The organism is Janibacter sp. DB-40 (assembly GCF_029510815.1).
In the GTDB taxonomy this organism is placed as follows: domain Bacteria; phylum Actinomycetota; class Actinomycetes; order Actinomycetales; family Dermatophilaceae; genus Janibacter.
Genome location: NZ_CP120360.1, coordinates 320032 through 337934, shown reverse-complemented (window position 1 = coordinate 337934; position 17903 = coordinate 320032). Strand labels below are relative to the sequence as shown.

At 71.9% G+C, this 17903-nt stretch carries 23 protein-coding genes; 6 read left to right on the top strand and 17 right to left on the bottom strand.

Features of this window, described 5'->3' with window-relative positions; genetic code table 11:
- Positions 1–75: 75 nt before the first annotated feature.
- Both ispD and PVE36_RS01635 read right to left on the bottom strand, forming a co-directional pair.
- Positions 76–744: a 2-C-methyl-D-erythritol 4-phosphate cytidylyltransferase gene (gene ispD / locus PVE36_RS01640; protein WP_277454159.1), complete on the bottom strand. Its 669-nt coding sequence runs from the start codon at positions 742–744 to the stop codon at positions 76–78.
- A gap of 53 nt (positions 745–797) precedes the next feature.
- On the bottom strand, positions 798–1280 hold the full coding sequence (locus PVE36_RS01635) for a CarD family transcriptional regulator (RefSeq protein ID WP_277454157.1): 483 nt from the start codon (positions 1278–1280) through the stop codon (positions 798–800).
- A 185-nt stretch (positions 1281–1465) separates the two neighbouring features.
- On the opposite strand from PVE36_RS01635, the gene PVE36_RS01630 reads away from it, so the two are divergent.
- Positions 1466–1978, top strand: a complete 513-nt coding sequence (locus PVE36_RS01630) for a hypothetical protein (protein ID WP_277454156.1) — start codon at positions 1466–1468, stop codon at positions 1976–1978.
- A 65-nt stretch (positions 1979–2043) separates the two neighbouring features.
- Here PVE36_RS01630 and PVE36_RS01625 read toward each other — a convergent pair whose 3' ends face one another.
- Positions 2044–2724 carry a response regulator transcription factor gene (locus PVE36_RS01625; protein ID WP_277454155.1) on the bottom strand — a complete coding sequence of 227 codons (681 nt, stop codon included), beginning with the start codon at positions 2722–2724 and terminating at the stop codon, positions 2044–2046.
- Entirely contained in the window at positions 2721–3899 is a 1179-nt protein-coding gene (locus PVE36_RS01620) for an ATP-binding protein (RefSeq protein ID WP_277454154.1), read from the bottom strand. The genes PVE36_RS01625 and PVE36_RS01620 overlap by 4 nt, the downstream gene beginning before the upstream one ends.
- A 152-nt stretch (positions 3900–4051) precedes the next feature.
- On the opposite strand from PVE36_RS01620, the gene phoU reads away from it, so the two are divergent.
- Positions 4052–4732, top strand: coding sequence for a phosphate signaling complex protein PhoU (phoU, locus tag PVE36_RS01615; protein ID WP_277454153.1), 681 nt, complete (start codon positions 4052–4054; stop codon positions 4730–4732).
- Between the two features lie 12 nt (positions 4733–4744).
- On the opposite strand, the gene PVE36_RS01610 is transcribed toward phoU, so the two are convergent.
- From PVE36_RS01610 to mshA, 3 genes are all read right to left on the bottom strand, one after another.
- Complete coding sequence (locus tag PVE36_RS01610) at positions 4745–5476, bottom strand: phosphoglyceromutase (protein WP_277454152.1); 732 nt, start codon at positions 5474–5476, stop codon at positions 4745–4747.
- A 135-nt stretch (positions 5477–5611) separates the two neighbouring features.
- Positions 5612–6106: a YbjN domain-containing protein gene (locus tag PVE36_RS01605; protein WP_277454151.1), complete on the bottom strand. Its 495-nt coding sequence runs from the start codon at positions 6104–6106 to the stop codon at positions 5612–5614.
- Positions 6103–7374, bottom strand: a complete 1272-nt coding sequence (gene mshA / locus PVE36_RS01600; RefSeq protein WP_277455729.1) for a D-inositol-3-phosphate glycosyltransferase — start codon at positions 7372–7374, stop codon at positions 6103–6105. The genes PVE36_RS01605 and mshA overlap by 4 nt, the downstream gene beginning before the upstream one ends.
- Positions 7375–7444: 70 nt before the next feature.
- Between mshA and PVE36_RS01595 the strand changes: the two genes are divergently transcribed.
- The gene (locus PVE36_RS01595; protein ID WP_277454150.1) at positions 7445–8275 is read left to right on the top strand and encodes a class I SAM-dependent methyltransferase; all 831 of its coding nucleotides are present in this window, start codon (positions 7445–7447) and stop codon (positions 8273–8275) included.
- On the opposite strand, the gene PVE36_RS01590 is transcribed toward PVE36_RS01595, so the two are convergent.
- The 8 genes from PVE36_RS01590 to PVE36_RS01555 form a co-directional block, all read right to left on the bottom strand.
- The gene (locus PVE36_RS01590; protein WP_277454149.1) at positions 8263–8628 is read right to left on the bottom strand and encodes a phosphomannose isomerase type II C-terminal cupin domain; all 366 of its coding nucleotides are present in this window, start codon (positions 8626–8628) and stop codon (positions 8263–8265) included. The genes PVE36_RS01595 and PVE36_RS01590 overlap by 13 nt on opposite strands.
- A gap of 44 nt (positions 8629–8672) precedes the next feature.
- Positions 8673–8969 (bottom strand): DUF2516 family protein, encoded by a 297-nt coding sequence (locus tag PVE36_RS01585; RefSeq protein ID WP_277454148.1) that lies wholly within the window; start codon positions 8967–8969, stop codon positions 8673–8675.
- Between the two features lie 25 nt (positions 8970–8994).
- Complete coding sequence (gene dtd / locus PVE36_RS01580) at positions 8995–9423, bottom strand: D-aminoacyl-tRNA deacylase (RefSeq protein ID WP_277454147.1); 429 nt, start codon at positions 9421–9423, stop codon at positions 8995–8997.
- Positions 9420–10406 carry an asparaginase gene (locus tag PVE36_RS01575; protein ID WP_277454146.1) on the bottom strand — a complete coding sequence of 329 codons (987 nt, stop codon included), beginning with the start codon at positions 10404–10406 and terminating at the stop codon, positions 9420–9422. The genes dtd and PVE36_RS01575 overlap by 4 nt, the downstream gene beginning before the upstream one ends.
- Before the next feature lie 84 nt (positions 10407–10490).
- A complete protein-coding gene (locus PVE36_RS01570) occupies positions 10491–11105 on the bottom strand; it encodes a hypothetical protein (RefSeq protein WP_277454145.1) in 615 nt (204 codons plus the stop codon).
- Positions 11102–11692, bottom strand: a complete 591-nt coding sequence (locus PVE36_RS01565) for a helix-turn-helix transcriptional regulator (RefSeq protein ID WP_277454144.1) — start codon at positions 11690–11692, stop codon at positions 11102–11104. Before PVE36_RS01565 ends, PVE36_RS01570 begins: the two co-directional genes overlap by 4 nt.
- A 77-nt stretch (positions 11693–11769) precedes the next feature.
- Positions 11770–12789, bottom strand: coding sequence for a folate-binding protein (locus PVE36_RS01560; protein ID WP_277454143.1), 1020 nt, complete (start codon positions 12787–12789; stop codon positions 11770–11772).
- A complete protein-coding gene (locus tag PVE36_RS01555) occupies positions 12786–13223 on the bottom strand; it encodes a Fur family transcriptional regulator (protein WP_277454141.1) in 438 nt (145 codons plus the stop codon). Before PVE36_RS01555 ends, PVE36_RS01560 begins: the two co-directional genes overlap by 4 nt.
- A gap of 123 nt (positions 13224–13346) precedes the next feature.
- On the opposite strand from PVE36_RS01555, the gene PVE36_RS01550 reads away from it, so the two are divergent.
- On the top strand, positions 13347–14360 hold the full coding sequence (locus PVE36_RS01550; RefSeq protein ID WP_277454139.1) for an LCP family protein: 1014 nt from the start codon (positions 13347–13349) through the stop codon (positions 14358–14360).
- A 524-nt stretch (positions 14361–14884) separates the two neighbouring features.
- On the opposite strand, the gene PVE36_RS01545 is transcribed toward PVE36_RS01550, so the two are convergent.
- The gene (locus PVE36_RS01545; protein ID WP_277454137.1) at positions 14885–15379 is read right to left on the bottom strand and encodes an FABP family protein; all 495 of its coding nucleotides are present in this window, start codon (positions 15377–15379) and stop codon (positions 14885–14887) included.
- A 30-nt stretch (positions 15380–15409) separates the two neighbouring features.
- Positions 15410–16246 carry a hypothetical protein gene (locus PVE36_RS01540; RefSeq protein ID WP_277454136.1) on the bottom strand — a complete coding sequence of 279 codons (837 nt, stop codon included), beginning with the start codon at positions 16244–16246 and terminating at the stop codon, positions 15410–15412.
- 43 nt (positions 16247–16289) lie between these two features.
- Here PVE36_RS01540 and PVE36_RS01535 point away from each other — a divergent pair, with 43 nt between their 5' ends.
- Together PVE36_RS01535 and mshD are read left to right on the top strand one after the other, a co-directional pair.
- Positions 16290–17000 carry a response regulator transcription factor gene (locus tag PVE36_RS01535; protein ID WP_277454134.1) on the top strand — a complete coding sequence of 237 codons (711 nt, stop codon included), beginning with the start codon at positions 16290–16292 and terminating at the stop codon, positions 16998–17000.
- Positions 16997–17902 carry a mycothiol synthase gene (gene mshD, locus PVE36_RS01530; RefSeq protein WP_277454133.1) on the top strand — a complete coding sequence of 302 codons (906 nt, stop codon included), beginning with the start codon at positions 16997–16999 and terminating at the stop codon, positions 17900–17902. The genes PVE36_RS01535 and mshD overlap by 4 nt, the downstream gene beginning before the upstream one ends.
- Position 17903 lies beyond the last annotated feature (1 nt).

The window sequence follows — 17903 nt, the reverse complement described above, 5'->3', positions numbered from 1 at the left end:
GCAGTTGCAGAGGGTGGGCCGCAACTGCCTAAGCGGTTGCGTACAGGGATCGCAACTGCCTAAGCAGTTGCGGCCTCAAGCGCGCAGCAGGCGCTCGGCGTGCGCGAGGTCCTCGGGGGTCGTGATCTTCAGCGAGCGGTGGTCCCCCTCGACGACGAGGACCCGGTGACCGAGTGCCTCGACGAGCGCGGCGTCGTCAGTCGCGGACACCCCCGAGGCGTGGGCCTCCTCGAGCACGTCCCGCCGAAACCCCTGCGGCGTCTGCACCGCACGCAGCGAGTCACGCGAGGGGGTTCCCGTGATGAACCCGTCGGGGTCGACGGTCTTGATCGTGTCCACGACGGGGACCCCCGGGATCGCCCCCTTCGCCCCCCGCTCGAGCGCCGCGAGCACGCGATCGAAGACGGCCGCGGGGGTCAGGCACCGGGCCGCGTCGTGCACGAGCACGAGGTGCACCCGCTCGGAGAGGACCGACAGCCCCGCCGCGACCGAGTCGGTGCGCTCGGCCCCTCCGGCAACGACGGTCATCGTCGGCCCCGTGGGTGCGCCGAGGGGTGCCGCGACCGCCTCCGCCTGCGTGACCAGGTCGAGCGGGACGACCACCGCCACCTCGTCGACGCCCGCGGCGACCACGCCACGCAGCGCGTGCTCGAGGAGCGTCACCCCCGCGAGCTCGACGAAGGCCTTGGGCCGGTCGGCACCCAGCCGCCTGCCGGACCCGGCTGCCACGACGACGACGCCCACACCGGAGTCGGTGTGGGCGTCGTCGCGCTGCCCGTGGTTCAGGACTGTGTCCTTCAGGAAGCCAGGACCTCGTCGAGGATGGTCTCGGCCTTGTCCTCGTCCGTCTTCTCCGCCAGTGCGAGCTCGGAGACGAGGATCTGGCGCGCCTTGGCCAGCATCCGCTTCTCGCCCGCGGACAGGCCTCGGTCCTTCTCGCGGCGCCAGAGGTCGCGCACGACCTCGGAGACCTTGATGACGTCACCGGAGGCCAGCTTCTCGAGGTTGGCCTTGTAGCGACGCGACCAGTTCGTGGGCTCCTCGGCGTGCGGCGTGCGCAGCACCTCGAAGACCCGGTCCAGTCCTTCCTTGCCGACGACGTCGCGGACACCCACGAGGTCGCAGTTCTCGGCGGGAACCTCGATGGTCAGGTCGCCCTGTGCCACCTTCAACTTGAGGTACTGCTTGTCCTCGCCCTTGATCTTTCGGAACTTGATCTCTTCGATCAAAGCAGCCCCGTGGTGGGGATACACGACCGTCTCGCCGACCTTGAAATCCATGTGGAGATTGCCCCTTTCGCGACCTCCAGTTTAACACGGCGTGTCGTGGGTCGCACAGGTGACCGGGAGCGACAGAATGCCCCGCGCGGGCGGGGGGACGGCCGACGGCAAGGGGCCGCGGTGGGTCGATCATCCAGGGCACACCCCGATCCACCGGCCGGCGCGGTCCCGGTACGATGTGCCCCGTGACGCACAATCTCCGCACCCGTGGCCGCGCCCTCGCGCTGACCGTCGTCCTGGCCGTCGGCACCGCCGGCTGCTCCGTGTTCTCCCCGTTCCAGACGGCAGAGACGCAGTCGATCGGCGACGGCGTGGCCGTCAAGGGCCTGCCCGACGTCCAGATCGAGAACCTCGCCCTGGTCACCGGCCTGGAGGGCGGCGACGCCGTCGTCACCGGCACCGTGGAGAACACGGGCTCCGACGAGGTCGAGTTCACCATCTCGGCCGGCGGGAGCGAGGCCTCGACCACCGTCGAGCCGAACTCGCTGGTCGTGCTCGGCGACGACGCCGACCTGACGCTCAGCGGTCTGGAGGAGGGAGCCGGCGCGATGGTCGACGTCGAGGTCAGCGCCGTCGACAAGACGGTGCCGCTCCTGGTCCCGGCCGTCGACCCGAGCGGCTACTACCGGCCCTACGCCCCCGAGGGCTGGACCCCGGAGCCGTCCCCGAGCAGCACCGCGGAGTCCGAGGAGCACTGACCCACCCGACCCATGACGAAGGGGGGGCCGACCGGTTGATCCGGTCGGCCCCCCCCTTCGCGTGGTCAGGCCTCGAACTTGTAGCCGAGCCCGCGGACGGTGACGATGTGCACCGGCTTGGCGGGGTCGGGCTCGACCTTGGCGCGCAGCCGCTTGACGTGCACGTCCAGCGTCTTGGTGTCACCCACGTAGTCGCTGCCCCAGACCCGGTCGATCAGCTGGACGCGGGTGAGCACCCGGCCGGCGTTGCGCAGCAGCATCTCGAGCAGCTCGAACTCCTTGAGCGGGAGCTGGATCTGCTCGCCGTCGACGGCCACGACGTGCCGGTCGACGTCCATGCGCACGGGACCGCCCTCGATCGTCGACGGCACCAGCTCCTCCGGCTCGGCACGGCGGCGCAGGACGGCCTTGATCCGGGCCAGCAGCTCGCGCGAGCTGTAGGGCTTGGTGACGTAGTCGTCCGCCCCGATCTCCAGCCCGACGACCTTGTCGATCTCGCCGTCCTTGGCCGTCAGCATGATGACCGGCACGTTGGAGCGCTGCCGGATCGTGCGGCAGACGTCGATGCCGGACAGCCCGGGCAGCATGAGGTCGAGCAGGACGAGGTCGGCGCCGTCGGCCTCGAAGGCGGACACGGCGTCGGGACCGTTCTCCGCGACCTCGACCTCGTACCCCTCCTTCTCCAGCAGGTAGGACAACGGGTCGGAGAAGGACACCTCGTCCTCGACCACGAGGATTCGGGTCATCGGCGGAACTCCTTTGTGGGGGTTGGTGGTTCACGGTTCTGGTCGAACGACTCGAGCGTCTCAGAGGCGACGGGCAGCCGGATCGTGAAGGTCGAGCCGTGCTGGCCGTCGCTCCAGACGCGCACGTCGCCACCGTGGTTGGCGCAGATGTGCTTGACGATCGACAGGCCCAGGCCGGTGCCGCCGGTGGCGCGGGAGCGGGCCATGTCCATCCGGTAGAAGCGCTCGAAGATCCGGGCCTGCTCGGCCTCGGGGACACCGGCGCCCTGGTCGGTCACGGCGATCTCGACCGTGTCGTCCACCAGTCGGGCACCCACGCCGACCGCGGTGTCGGCATCCGAGTAGGCGATGGCGTTGCCGACGAGGTTGCGCACCGCGGTGATGAGCATGTCCCGGTCGCCGCGCACGTAGAGCTCGTCGGCGACCTTGTCGGTGAGGGTGATCCGCTTGGCCTCCGCCTCGATGCGCACGTGCTCCAGCGCCAGCTGGACGACCTCCTCGATCTCGACCAGCTCCGGGTCCTGCAGGACCGGGGTGCCCTGCAGGCGGGAGAGCTCCACGATCTCCTTGATCAGGCTGGACAGCCGGGTGGCCTCGCCCTGCATCCGGCGGGCGAAGCGGTCGACGGCCTCGGGGTCGTCCTTGGCGTCCATTACCGCCTCGGCGAGCAGTGAGATGCCCCCGACCGGTGTCTTCAGCTCGTGGCTGACGTTCGCGACGAAGTCCCGGCGGGTCTCCTCCACGCGTCGTCCCTGCGTCTGGTCGTCGACGAGCAGGAGCAGGTGGCGGGCACCGAGCGGCGCCACCCGCGCCGAGACGTACACCGAGGAGCTCAACCCCTGCCGGCTGAGCTCGAGCTGGGCCTCGCGGATCACACCGTCGCGGGCGACCTTGTCGGCGATCTCACGGATCTCGGGGTGGGCCAGCCGGCCGGCGCGCACCAGTCCGTACGTGACCGCTGCCGGCGAGGTGGTGACGACCCCGCCGTCCAGGTCGAGGACCACGCCGGACGAGCGCAGCACGGCGAGCACGTCCCCGACACCGCGAGGCACCTCCGGCTCCGGTGCCGGCTCGATGGCCCGCTCCCGGTCGGTCATGGTGATCGCGGCCCAGACGAGGAATCCGATGAGCAGGCCGGCCAGCCCACCCAGAATTGCCGCGGTCGTTGGCTCCACGACATCGAGAGTACTTCTCGGATCAGGCATGCTGGCACCAGGACGCCGCATCCAGCGGTGCATCTCATGATGTTCATCTTCAGGCTGGAATTCGTTCACGCAGGCAGCGTTGAATCCGACCCAGTACCAAGCCCCGACACGAAAGGCGACCCATGCGCCAGGTGTTCCACGAGGAGCTCGAGCAGGTGTCGAACGACCTCGTCGAGCTCGCCCACCTCGTCGGCTCGGCGATCCGCCGCTCCACGTCCGCGCTGCTCGATGCCGACGTCCAGCTCGCCGAGCAGGTCATCGAGGCCGACCAGGAGATCGACGAGCGCCGCAACATGCTCGACTCGAAGGCCATCGACCTGCTGGCTCGGCAGGCCCCCGTCGCGAGCGACCTGCGGGCGGTCGTCACCTCCATGCGCATGTCCAGTGACCTGGAGCGGATGGGCGACCTCGCCCGTCACGTGGCCAAGGTCGCCCGGCTGCGGTACCCGGAGAACGCCGTCCCCGCCGACATGCGCGCGTCCTTCCTCCAGATGGGGCACGTCGCCGAGCGCATCGTCGCGCGCGTCGCCGACATCATCGTGACGCAGAGCCTCGAGGGGACCCGCGCGATCGAGGAGATCGACGACGAGCTCGACGAGCTGCACCGCTCGATGTTCGCCCGTCTCGCCGACAGCCGCTGGGAGCACGGCAGCAGCGCGGCCGTCGACGTCGCCCTGCTCAGCCGCTACTACGAGCGCTTCGGCGACCACGCCGTCACCGTCGCCCGCCGCGTGCGCTTCCTCGTCACCGGCGAGGCCGACGGCGTCGACCATGAGGACGTCGACGTCGACGACGGCGCCTGACGTCCGCCCGCCCTACCTGCCCTGGTTGGCGACCTTCGCGGCCTCGGCGTCAGCGGCCTCGGGGTCGAGGTACTCGGCCGGCCGGGTGGGCATGAAGTCCTCGCCGAGGTCGTAGACGAGGGGCATGCCGGTCGGGATGTTCAGGCCGGCGATGTCCTCGTCGCTGATCCCGTCGAGGTGCTTGACGAGCCCGCGCAGGGAGTTGCCGTGCGCGGTGACCAGGACGGTCCGGCCGGCGGCCAGGTCCTCGCGGATCGGGCCCTCCCAGTAGGGCATGAAGCGCTCGATGACGTCCTTGAGGCACTCGGTGCGCGGCACCTCGATGCCGGCGTACCGCGGGTCGTCTGTCTGGGCGTACTCGCTGTCGGTGTCGATCTGCGGCGGCGGGGTGTCGAAGCTGCGGCGCCAGAGCATGAACTGCTCCTCGCCGTACTTCTCCCGCGTGGCTGCCTTGTCCAAGCCCTGCAGGGCACCGTAGTGACGCTCGTTGAGGCGCCAGTCGCGACGGACCGGGATCCAGTGCCGGTCCGCCTCGTCGAGGGCGATGTTGGCGGTGGTGATCGCCCGGCGCAGCACCGACGTGTGCACCACGTCCGGGAGGATCCCCGCCTCCTTCATCAGCTGACCGCCGCGCACGGCCTCCTCGCGGCCCCGGTCGATCAGGTCGACGTCGACCCAGCCGGTGAAGAGGTTCTTCTCGTTCCAGTCAGAGCGCCCGTGGCGCAGCAGGATCAGTGTCGACATGCGGCCCAGCGTAGCGACGCGGCCCCGTCCCACGCGGACGGGTACGCGGCACAGGCCGATGGGCACACGGCCCTTGGTCGTTCGTTCCTCACTCCCTGAGTCGGGCCGCATCCCCATCGACCCGCGCCGCGGGGCTCAGTGTTCGAGCTCCGACCGGAAGGCCTCGAGGTTGCGCAGCGACTCCCCGCGGGAGACGCGCCAGTCCCACTCCTTCTGCATCGAGCTGCGGAAGCCGATGAGCAGCAGCTCGTTGAAGGGCTCGTCCGCGGCCTCGAGGAGGAGACCGAGGACCTGGTCGACCAGCTCGGGAGTCACCGCACGAAGGGGGATCCTCCCCCCGACGTAGACGTCACCGGAGGTGTCGATGGAGTACGCGAGCAGGCGCATGCGCAGGTTGCGGCGCAGCAGGAACTGGTAGAAGCGGCCGTGGTTCTCGTCCGCGTTGCGGATGACGAAGGCGGAGACGGACAGCGCCTGCTCACCGACGACGAGCGACGCAACCGTCTTCAGCTTCTTCTCCCCCGGCAGGGTGACGACGATCTCGCCGTCGCGTGCCCCGGGCTCGCTCTCGACGCCGGCCTCGGCGATGACCGAGCGCACCACGTCGAGGGCCTGCTCCCGATCGTTCATCGCGCCACCTCCTCGAGCATGTTGTGCCGTTCGGCCACGGCCCCAGCGTAGACATCGAGGAGTCGGTCCACCGTCGCCGACCACCCGAACGACTCGGCGTGCGAGCGGGCGCGGCGCCTCAGCCGCTCGGCCTCGGCCGGGTCGTCGATGAGCACCTCCAGCTGCCGGGACCAGGCGTGCGGGTCGTGGCCGGGGACGAGGACGCCGCCGTCACCGACGGCGGTGCGCAGACCGCCGACGTCTGCCGCGACGACGAGCGCCCCGCTGGCCTGCGCCTCGATGGCCACGAGACCGAAGGACTCGGTGTGCGAGGGGACGGCGACGAGGTCCGCGGCGCGGTACCAGTCGGCCAGCTCCGCCCGGCTCACGGGCGGTGCGAGGTGCAGGACGTCGGTGACCCCGAGCTCCTCGCCGAGCTGGTGCAGCCGGTCCGGTGCCACGAGCCCACGGCCCGAGGCGCCCCCGAGGACGGCGACGACGAGGCGGTCGCGCAGCTCCGGGCGCCGCTCGAGCAGCTCGGCCGCGGCCCGCACGAGGACGTCCGGGCCCTTGAGCGGTTGGATCCGGCCGACGAAGAGGAGGACGACCGCGTCCTGCGGCAGGCCGACCCGCGAGCGCGCGTCGTCCCTCTCGCCCGGGGCGAAGGTCCCCAGGTCGACGCCGGGCGGCACGACCTCGACCGCGTCCGGGTCGGCGTCGTAGTACTCGATGAGCTCGTCGCCCTCCTGCAGGGTGTTGGCGATGAGCCGGTCGGCGATGTCGACGACCTGGATCTCCCCGATCTCGCGCCCGAGGGGCTCGGGGACGTCGTCCGCGGCGAGCTGACGGTTCTTCACCCGCGCCATCGTGTGCATCGTGTGCACGAGCGGCACCTGCCAGCGCTCGGCGACGAGCCAGCCGACCTGCCCCGAGAGCCAGTAGTGCGAGTGCGCCAGGTCGTAGTGCCCCGGGGGGACGCGGGCGATCTCGCGCATCATCCCCGCGGCGAAGGCACACAGCTGACCCGGCAGGTCCTCCTTGAGCAGGCCCTCGTAGGGTCCGGCGTCGATGTGGCGCACGAGCACCCGCGGCTCCATCTCGACGACGTCCGGCAGGTCGGCCGCGGTGCGCCGGGTGAAGATCTCCACCTCGACGCCACGGGCGGCCAGCTCGCGGGCGGACTCGACGACGTAGACGTTGAGCCCACCGGCGTCACCCGTGCCCGGTTGCTCCAGCGGCGAGGTGTGCACGCTGATCATGGCCACACGGCGGATCGGCTGATCGCTCACCGGACCGCCCTTCACTCGATCGTCCACCCCGACAGCGTAGTTGTGTCCCGGCTCGGCCTACGCTTCCCGGGTGTCCAGCCAGCGTCCCGTCGGCAGCATCACGCGGGGAACGACGAATCCGAACAGGTTGCGCCGGTGCGACCGTTGGCTGGTCTCGACCCATCGCGCCGTCCTGCGCGGCGGGCCTCCCCCTGTCCTCGTCGACCTCGGCCACGGGGCGAGCGGGGTGACGACGGCGGAGTGGGCCCAGCGGGTGCGCGCCGTGCGCCCCGACGCACGGGTGCGCGGCCTGGAGATCGACCCCGAGCGGGTCGTGAGCGCACAGGCCTGGGCCGGCCCGGGCGTGGAGTTCGCCCTCGGTGGCTTCGAGGTGCCCCTGCCCCGTGACCAGCGGGCCCGCGTCATCCGCGCCTTCAACGTGCTGCGGCAGTACGACGAGAGCGAGGTCGAGCGGCCCTGGGCGACGATGCTCGAGCGGCTGGACGAGCACGGCATCCTCGTGGAGGGCACCTGCGACGAGCTCGGCCGCCTCGGCAGCTGGATCACCCTCGGGCCGGAGGGACCACGCACGCTCACCCTCTCGTGGCGGCTGCGCGATCTCGGCCCGCAGCGGGAGCCCTCGGCGGTCGCCGCGCGCCTGCCCAAGGCCCTGATCCACCGCAACGTCCCGGGCGAACCGGTGCACGAGCTGCTCGAGCGACTCGACGACGCGTGGCGGTGGTCGACCCCCTTCGCCCCCTACGGGGCCCGACAGCGGGCGGTGGCCGCCATCGGGGAGGTCGCGAAGGAGGTCCCGGTCATCGGCCGGTCGGATCGGTGGCGGCTGGGCGAGCTGACCGTCCCGTGGTCGCTCGTGGCCCCCCGGTCCGGCCCGCTGGCGCAGGGACCTCAGCGGCGGTAGTCGTCCTCGAGACGCACGATGTCGGCCTCGTCGAAGTCGCCGTACCCGATCTCCAGGACCCGGGCCGGCGCGTCGCCCGAGTTGCCCATCCGGTGCACGGCACCCGGGGGCACCCACACCTTCTCGCCGGGCTGTGCCGCCCACGACTCGTCGTCGACGGTGACGTCGAGCGGCCCGTCGAGGACCTGCCAGAACTCACCCCGGTGCTCGTGGGTCTGCAGCGACAGGCGGTGCCCCGGCTCGACGGTGACGACCTTGACGGTCGTCGGCTCGTTGCTGGTGAACTGCTCGAACCGACCCCACGGGCGCTGCGAGACGAAGATCGAGCGTCGCGGGTCAGGCAGGTTGCTCACGGACTCTCCCCCTGGTGCGGACGGACAAGGCATTGTGCCGCAGCTCAGCGCCGACGACCCATCACGGTGTCGATGGCGGGCCGCACGTCCGCGAGGTAGACGCCGGCGACGACGATGCCGATGATCGCCAGCAGCCCGAGGCCGCTGCCGAGCACGGCGAAGCCCAGGAGCGTGGCGAGGGCCAGGGCCGCGACCCAGAAGGTCTTCGACTTCTTGCCGGCAGCCGTGAAGGCGTCCGGGCGCTGCCGGACGGCGTGGAGGAGGGCGTAGGCCTCCGTGGCCAGGGCGAGGAGCCCCAGACCGAGGATGATCCAGCCCTGGATCTGACCGATGATCTGCACGGGCCCAGCCTACTGGCGGGGCAACCTATGCGGGCACGTCGATGACGAGGGTCACCGGACCGTCACCGTGGATGTCGACGGCCATCTCGGCGCCGAACCGGCCGGTCGCCACCGTCAGGCCGCGCTCGCGCAGCCCCGCGGCGACGGCGTCGACGACGGGTTCGGCGACCGGCCCCGGGGCGGCGGCGTTCCACGAGGGGCGGCGCCCCTTGCGGATGTCGGCGTGCAGGGTGAACTGGCTGACCACGAGCACCGCACCGCCGCTGTCGGTCACGGACGTCTCGCCGGCCATGATGCGCAGCTCGGCGATCTTGCGCACCGTCGTCGCGATCTCCTCGGGCCCGTCGTCGTGGGTCACGCCGACGAGGGCGACGAGGCCGGGCCCGATCTCCCCGACGGTCTCCGTGCCGACGCGCACGCGGGCGGAGGTCACCCGCTGCACGACCGTCCTCATGAGGTCAGCCCGACGACCTCCACGGCGCCCACCGGGCGGCCGTGGCCGAGGACCGGCTGGTCGGCCAGGGCGCGCAGGCCCTCGGTGTCCACGCCGAGCGCGAGCAGCGCGTGGGCGAGCAGGCCGCGGCGCGCGCGGGTCCCGGAGGTGCCGTCGGCGACCTTGATCGCCACCCCACGACCGTCGGACAGGCCTGCGGCGTAGACCGACTCGGCGCCGTCCTTGGCGATGAGGCCGGGCACGGACTCCATGAAGGCCGTGACGTCCCGGTCGGTGCCGCCCACCATGTGCGGTGCGGTGCGCATGGCCGCGGCGACCCTCCCTTCGTCCGAGCCCTCGTCCGCAGCGGCAAGGAGGCCGAAGGCCCCCGCCAGCCCACGTAGTGGCACCGCGAAGAGCGGTGCGCCGCAACCGTCGACCGTCGTGTGGGTCACCGCGCCCACGACCTCCTCGGTGGTCGTGCGGATCGCCTGCTGCAGGGGGTGCGCGGGGTCGAGGTAGTCCTCGATGGGCCAGCCGTTGACCTTGCAGGTGACGAGCATGCCGGCGTGCTTGCCGGAGCAGTCCTGCGCGACCGGCTCGGGGGCGCGTCCGGCGGCGAGCCAGCGGGCGTGCTCGAGCTCGCCGAGGGGCAGGGCGGGGGTGTTCTGCAGTGCGGTCAGGTCGAGCCCCACGCTCGCGAGCGCCTCGGCGACACCCTCGCGGTGGACCTCCTCCGCGGAGTGGCTCGCGCAGACCAGGGCGAGCAGGTGGGGCGGCAGGTCCAGCCCGGCACGGACCATCGCCAGCGCCTGGATCGGCTTGAGCGAGGAGCGCGGCAGGACGGGGTCGTCGACCCGACCGTGGCGAAGGGGGGTCCCCCCGGCGGCGTCGGTCGCGACGAGCGTCGCTCGGTGGGCGGACTCGACGAAGCCCCCGCGGGTCACGTGGACCAGCACGGGGGCTTCGAGGAGGCTGGTGGTGTCTGGGGCCTGTGCGGTCACCCGCCGCAGGCTATCCCTCGAGGCGTCGTCGTCGCGCCTCGGGGATCGTCCGGCTCACCACAGCATCGGTTGTTGCGCTTCTCTTCAGTTGCCGGTCTTCTCGGCGGACGTCGAAGCGGCCTTGGCCGTCTTGGCGGCGGTCTTCTTCGCGCCGGCGCCGGTGGACTTGGTCGCGGTCCGGGTGCGGTTCGCGGCCTTCTTCGCCGTGGTCCGCGTGCCCTTCGCCGCGGCGGTCGTGCGCTTGGCCGAGTCGGAGACGGCCGTCTTGGCCTTCTCGGTGTCCACGTCGACCGAGTCCGCGACGGCCTCGCCGGCCTTGGCGGCCTCGTTGCGGCCGACGGTCAGGGTGGTCTTCGCGGAGCGCTCGACGTCGGAGGCGGCCTTGCGGACCGTGTCGACGAGACCCCGGCCCAGCGCCACGGTGGCCTCGGCCTGGTCGATGAGGTCCTGGGTGGCCTTCTGCTTGCGCAGGCGGGCCACGAGGTCCTCACCGCGCTTGGTGAGGTCGGCGTAGTAGTTCTGGGCGTCGGTCGGGGCGGCCTTGACGCGGGCCTGGACCTTCTTCGGCTCGAGCTCGGAGCGCATGGCAGCGATCTGCGAGGTGTAGCCGCGGAAGGTCTCGACGACGAGGTCGGTCGCGCCGACGGTCGCGTAGGTCTGGTCGGTGACGACCTTCTTGACGGTGGTGGTGACGTTCATGAGTCTCTCCTTGGGGTGGACTTCGAGTGTGTCGAGCCCGACGCCTTCGGCGAGCTCTTCGTGCGGGCCGACGACGTGGTGCCGCCGGTCCTCGTGGTGGCCTTCGTCGCGGCCTTCTTCTTCGTGGCCGTTCGGGTGGCGGTGGTCTTGGTGCCCGAGGTCGCGCCCTTGGTGGGGGTGGGCTTCTTCGGGGCGGTGTCCTTCGTGCGGGACCGGTCGGTGCCGACGAACGACTCGTAGATCTCCAGCAGGGTCTGCCGCTGCCGCGGCGTGAGCGCCGGATCGGAGCGGATCGCCGAGCGGGTGTTGGCCGCGGCCTCGGCCGCGGCGTCCTTGGGGTCGAGCAGACCGGCCTGGACGTAGAGGGTCTCCGCGGAGATCGACAGTCCCTTGGCGATCTGCTGGAGGATGTCCGCGCTCGGCCGCTTCACGCCCCGCTCGATCTGCGACAGGTAGGGGTTGGAGACCCCGGCCAGCGCAGACAACTGCCGCACCGAGAGCTTCGCGAGCTGGCGCTGCTCCCGGAGGTACTCGCCCAGGTTGTTGCCCAGGTTGCCCGGGAGGGCGTCGAGCGGATTCTTGGACATGCTTCCATTGTGCTTGCTGCAGTTAGCGTCTGCAAGCCAGAGGAAGCAGTCGTGACCGAGGTCTCACGCGAAGGGGGTCAGCGGGGGACGATCTCCGTCTGCGCGGCGGCGATGTCCCCGTCGACGAGCAGGTCGGCGCCCGAGTCGGTGTTGCGCTTGAGCACCGCCAGCGCGATCGGCCCGTCCTCGTGGTGGCGGGCGCGGGAGGTGATCCGCCCGACGGCCTTCTCCCCCAACCGGATCTCGGCGCCGACGTCCGGCAGCACGTGCCCCGAGCCGTCGAGGTGCAGGAAGGCGATCCGCCGGGGCGGGCGACCGAGGTTGTGCACCCGCGCGATCGTCTCCTGGCCGCGGTAGCAGCCCTTGTGCAGGTGCACGGCGGTGCGCAGCCAGTCGACCTCGTGGGCGATCGTGCGGTGGTCGGTCTCGGCGCCGAGGCGCGGACGCCAGGCAGCGACCCGCAGGGCCTCCGCCGCCCACGTCCCGGCGAGCTCACGGTCGCCGACCGCGGCGGTCACCTCCTCGACCGGCACGATCACCTCACGCCAGCGCCGCGCACTGCCGGGGTGCTCCTCGGGTGGGGGACCGTACGTCGCGGTGTCCCCGACCACCCGGGGCCACGGGTCCAGCCACGTCGGCGGCTCCCCTTCGCGGCCCTCGCGGTCGACGCTCTCGCCGAGGACCGCGTACCGGTCGCTGACGTCCTCGACCTCCACCCGCAGCATGAAGCGCATCGAGTCCAGCCAGGCGGCGAGGTCGGGCGCCGTGCCCGGCTCGACCGTCAGCCAGGTCCGCTCGCCGTCGTCGACGACATGCAGCGCATGCTCGACCTTGCCCTTGGGGCTGAGGACGAGTGACTCGGCCGAGGTGCGCGGCGGCAGGTCGGTCAGCTGCTGGGAGGTCAGCGAGTGCAGCCAGGACAGGCGGTCCGGCCCGGAGACGGTGACGACCCCGCGGTGGGAGAGGTCGACGACGGCGAGGCCCTCGGAGAGCAGTCGCTGCTCGCGCATCGGGTCGCCGTAGTGGGCGGCGACGCCCGCGTCGAGTCCCTCGCCGACGACGGCGCCGGGTGCCTGGAGCAGTGGTGAGGCAGTCATGCCCCTCCTTCGGTGTCGGTGTCGCCGGCGCAGTCCGCGCAGCGACCGTGGATGGCCATGTGGGTCAGGTCGGCGACGAAGCCGGTGGTGCCGCGCACGACATCGGCGAAGGGGGTCGCCAGGGCCGGGTCAACCTCGGTCACCCGCCCGCAGTCGCGGCAACGCAGGTGCAGGTGGCCGTGTCGACCCGCGCGGTGGTAGGTCGGCGCGCGGTGGTCGAGGTGCGTGTGCTCGACGAGACCGACCTCCTCGAGGGCGTCGAGGGTGCGGTAGATGGTCGACGGGGGCAACTCAGGTCCCCCGTCCGTCGCCACGAGGGCGGCGATGGCGTCGGGAGTCAGGTGCGATCGCCGGGTCAACGCACCCAGCACGCGACGCCGCTGCTCGGTCATGCGCAGACCGTGGCGGCGCAACACCTCACCCGGATCGTCCATACCCCCCAATCTACGGGCTCGGTCCGCACCCGGGCAGACCCCTCGCGCCCTCCGCCGTCCCACCCAGCCGCGACTCGGCGAGGTCTCGGCGTTCTCCCACTGAACGCCCGTACCCTGTGCCCCATGCTCGAAGAATTCGATGACGCCGCGGACTCCTCCGACGCTCCGCGACGCCGGCGTCGCCGCGGGATGAGCCGCGGCCGCCGCGTGCTGGTCTCACTGCTCGCCGTGGTCCTGCTCGTGTGCATCGGCGCCGGCGGGTACGGATGGTTCGTCAGCAGCAAGGTCGACCGTGGTCTCACCCACGAGAACCTCCTCGGCGACAGCCAGGACGAGACGACGACGAGCGAGGGCACCAAGCTCGTCGACGACGCCGGTGACAACTACCTCGTCATCGGCTCCGACGCCCGGCCCGGCGAGACGGACAGCCGGGCCGACGTCATCCAGCTGGTCCACGTCGACGAGGACCACGACAACGTCTGGATCATCCATTTCCCCCGCGACCTCTTCGTGCCGATCCCGGGCCACGGCGAGGACAAGATCAACGCCGCCTACGCCTACGGTCAGTCACCGCTGCTGGTGCAGACCATCCAGGACCTCGTCGGGGTGAAGATCGACCACGTCGCCAAGACGGATTTCGAGGGCTTCAAGCAGCTGACCGACGCCCTCGGCGGGGTCACGGTCGACAACACCCAGCCCGGCCCGGACTACCCCGCGGGCCCGGTGCAGCTCGACGGCGACCAGGCCCTGGACTACGTCCGCGAGCGCAAGCAGCTCGCGGAGGGTGACATCTCGCGCGGCCAGCGCCAGCAGGCCTGGCTCAAGGCGATCATGCGCGAGACCCTGGACCCGTCGGTGCTGCTCAACCCCGGACGGCTGAACGGCGTCATCGAGGCCGGCACCGAGCACACCGTCGTCGACGAGGGCCTCACCGGCAATGTCATCCGTCGCGAGGCGATCCAGCTGCGCTCGGTCCGCGGCGGCGACATCCACTTCCTCACCGCGCCGTTCAGCGGCTACGGCACGACCGCCGAGGGCGCCTCCATCGACATCCTCGACGAGAGGGGCATGGCCGCCCTCAGCGACGCCCTGCGCACCGACGACCTCCAGTCCTACGCCGACTCCACCAGCGGCTGAGCCCGCGCCTGCGCGCTGCTTCGCGCGGGTCGAGGGAGGCGTGGCCTTCGGTTCGCCCCCTCGGACACGCGCCGGGCGGCAGGCTGACGTCGTTGCTGACGGTTGGCCCACGGCAGGACGTGGGCCAACCGCCACTTTCGACGTCACCCCGACCCGACAGTGGTGAGGAGGAGGCGAAGGGAGGGGCTCACCCGCCCCAGACCACAGGCCGCGCCGATGCGCTCGGGGTGGAGCGGGCGAAGGGAGGGGGTCGCCCGGCTCAGACCACAGGCCGCGCCGATGCGCTCGGGGTGGAGCGGGGGAGGGAGGGGGTCGCCCGGCTCAGGCCACAGTCCGCGCCGATCCGCTCGGGTGTGAGACGTACGCACGTCCGCGGACTGTGCGCCAAGGGCGGCCGTCTCCCTTCGCCCGCGTCCCTCCGCCCAAGCCCTTCGCCCGAGTCCTTTCGAGACGCTTGCTGCGCAAGCTCCTCAAGGACCGGGTGTCGAGGACCGGGTGGTTGGTCCCGTCAAGGACCGGAGGCCTCACTCGACGCGCTTGAGCTCCGCGGAGAGGTGGCTGGTCATCGGCTCGCCGGCGGCGGCCATGTCCATGACCCACATGAGGTTGGAGTTGACCAGGCCGTACATGCGCTTCGCCGACGTGTACTCCTTGGCGTGCGGGCTGCGGATGACGCCGTCGGTGGCCATCTCGATCCGGCCGGGCTCGATGGTGCCGAAGTACATCTCGATGATCCCGGTGGGGTGGGTCAGCAGCAGCTCGACCTCGCCCTCGCCGCCGGGGCGCCAGAAGCCGAGCTCGGTGCCCGCGGGGCGGACCTTGTTGCCCTGCTCGTCCAGGATCCACGAGCGGCTCTCCCAGCGCAGGAAGGGGCGCTCGTCGTGGCTGACGATGATTTCCTGCCCGAAGTTGGCCGACTCGATCGTCGGGTAGCCGAGGACACCGGCACCCTCCCAGCGGCCGACGAGCCAGGCGAGAGGGGCGATGTCCGGGTGGATCGTGGGGTCGAGAGTGAACACTCACCCATCCTAGGCAGCCGGGCGGGCGCCTCAACCGATGGGCAGTCGCGAGATCAGGTGCAGCAGCGGACCCACGACGAGCACCGAGGCCACGCCGGTGGCGACACCGCCGAGGACGCCGTCCACGGCCGGCTGCTGCGACAGTGCCCGGCGCAGGGACAGCGCCACGCCCGCACCGAGGACGCCGACGAGCGCGGCCCACGGCTCGATCCCGGAGGTGAGGATCCAGTGCGCGGCCACGGCGGCGACCCCACCGACGAGCATGCCGATGGGCAGCATCCACGCCACCAGCCGGGCGCGCTCGGTCAGCAGGTCGACGAGGGCCGCCACCGCGAGCGCGACCCCCGCGATGACGACCGGGCTCGCCCCGTGGGGCACGGTGCTGGTGAGCACCGCACCGCAGGAGATGACGAGGATGCCGAGCGCCGTCCCGGTCAGCCCGCGCGCGAGATCGGCACGCGCGGACTCCTGGACGAGCGGGTGCAGGCACATCGCGATGATCCCGGCCGCCACGGCTGCCGGGACGTGCTCGAGGAGGGGCTCCGCCCCCTTCGCCAGCAGGGCCGCACCCAGGGCCACGGTGGTGACGGCGAGGACCACCGAGGAGCCCCTGGGCGACGGCGAGCCCGCGAGGCGCGGCCACCCGAGAGCGACGACCAGGGCGGCGAGCACGACCACGCCGATCTCGAGGCCGCGCAGGCCGCTCGCGGCGGACCCGGCCAGCGCGAGCGCGCTGACGACGGCACCGGCGATCACCAGGGGACGCGGCCGGGGCACCGGCACACCACGGTCGGCCACGCGCTCGGCGGCACGCTGGGCGTGTCGCGCGGCCCGCGTCGTCGGCTCGTTCGTTGCGGAGGTGGGCACGAGGCAGAGGGTATCGGGCCGGGGACGGCATAATCTGTGGGCCATGGGCCACCTCCTGCTCCTGACGCACGACCTGGCGCCCAGCGACCGCGTCGTGCCGGCGCTGGGCCTGCTCGGGCACCGGGTGCGCACGCTGCCCCCGGACGCGTCCGCCCTCCTGGACTCCCCCGACGCCGACGTCGTGCTCGTCGACGCCCGCCGGGACCTGGTGCAGGCGCGCGCGCTGTGCCGGGTCATCCGCGCCACGGGCACCTCGCGGCCGGTCATCGCCGTGCTCACCGAGGGCGGTCTGGCCGCGGTCAACGCCGACTGGCACGTCGAGGACGTCCTGCTCGACACCGCCGGTCCGGCCGAGGTCGAGGCCCGGCTGCGCCTGGCGACGACCCGCACGACCGCCCCCGAGGAGGAGGACGGCCGTATCGTCGCAGGGGACCTCATCATCGACGAGGGGAGCTACTCGGCCCGGCTCGGGTCGCAGGTACTCAACCTCACCTACAAGGAGTTCGAGTTGCTCAAGCACCTCGCCATGCACCCCGGTCGGGTCTTCACCCGCGACCAGCTCCTCCACGAGGTGTGGGGCTACGACTACTACGGCGGCAGCCGCACCGTCGACGTCCACGTCCGGCGGCTGCGGGCGAAGCTCGGCAGCGAGCACGAGCAGCTCATCGGCACCGTGCGCAACGTCGGCTACCGCTTCGTCCCCGCCCGCGACGAGGGCGTCGGGTCGACCGAGGGAGCGGGGGTGCCGGCATGACCACCCAGGTCACCCCCTTCGCCCGGCTCGACCCGGAGCACCTCGCGACGGTGCGTGCCGCAGCCGAGGAGACCACCGCCGCCGACGGCGTCGCGCCGCTGAGCGAGGCCTTCCTGCTCGGCCTGCCCCGCGAGGGCGAGCACCTCGTCGCCACCGACGAAGGGGTCTTCGCCGGCTACGCGCAGACCGCGGCCGACGGCGCGGTCGAGGCATTCGTCATCCCGCCCGCCCGGGCGAAGGGGGTCGGTTCCGCCCTCCTGACCGCCGCTCTCGAGCGTCGCCCCGACGCCCGCCCCTGGGCGCACGGCGACCTTCCCGCCTCCCGGGCGCTCGCCGCCTCACTGTGCCTGTCGGTCGTGCGCGAGCTGCTCGTGCTCTCCCGGCCGGTCGCCGACGGCGACGAGGTCGACCCGACGCTGCCCGAGGGCTTCACCCACCGGGCCTTCGAGCCCGGCCGCGACGACGACGCGCTGCTGGCGGTCAACGCCGCCGCCTTCGCCACCCACCCCGAGCAGGGCGACCTCGACGCCGCGGGTCTGGCCGAGCGGATGGAGCAGCCGTGGTTCGAGGCCGAGGGGCTGATCCTGGTGGAGGCGGTGGCGGACGGCGCCACCGCCGGGCACGGCCTCGCGGGATTCCACTGGACCAAGGTCGACCCCCCGGACGGTGACGTCGGTGAGGTCTACGTCGTCGGCGTGCACCCCGACCTGCACGGCCGCGGGCTCGGCGGGCCGCTCACCCGGCTCGGCCTGGCGCACCTGGCGCGACGGGGCGTGCGTGAGGTCGAGCTGTACGTCGAGGGCGACAACCACCCGGCCCTGGCGACGTACCGACGGGTGGGCTTCGAGCGCAAGGCCGTCCACGTCATGTACTCACCCGTGGTTCACGACACCGTGGGATGAT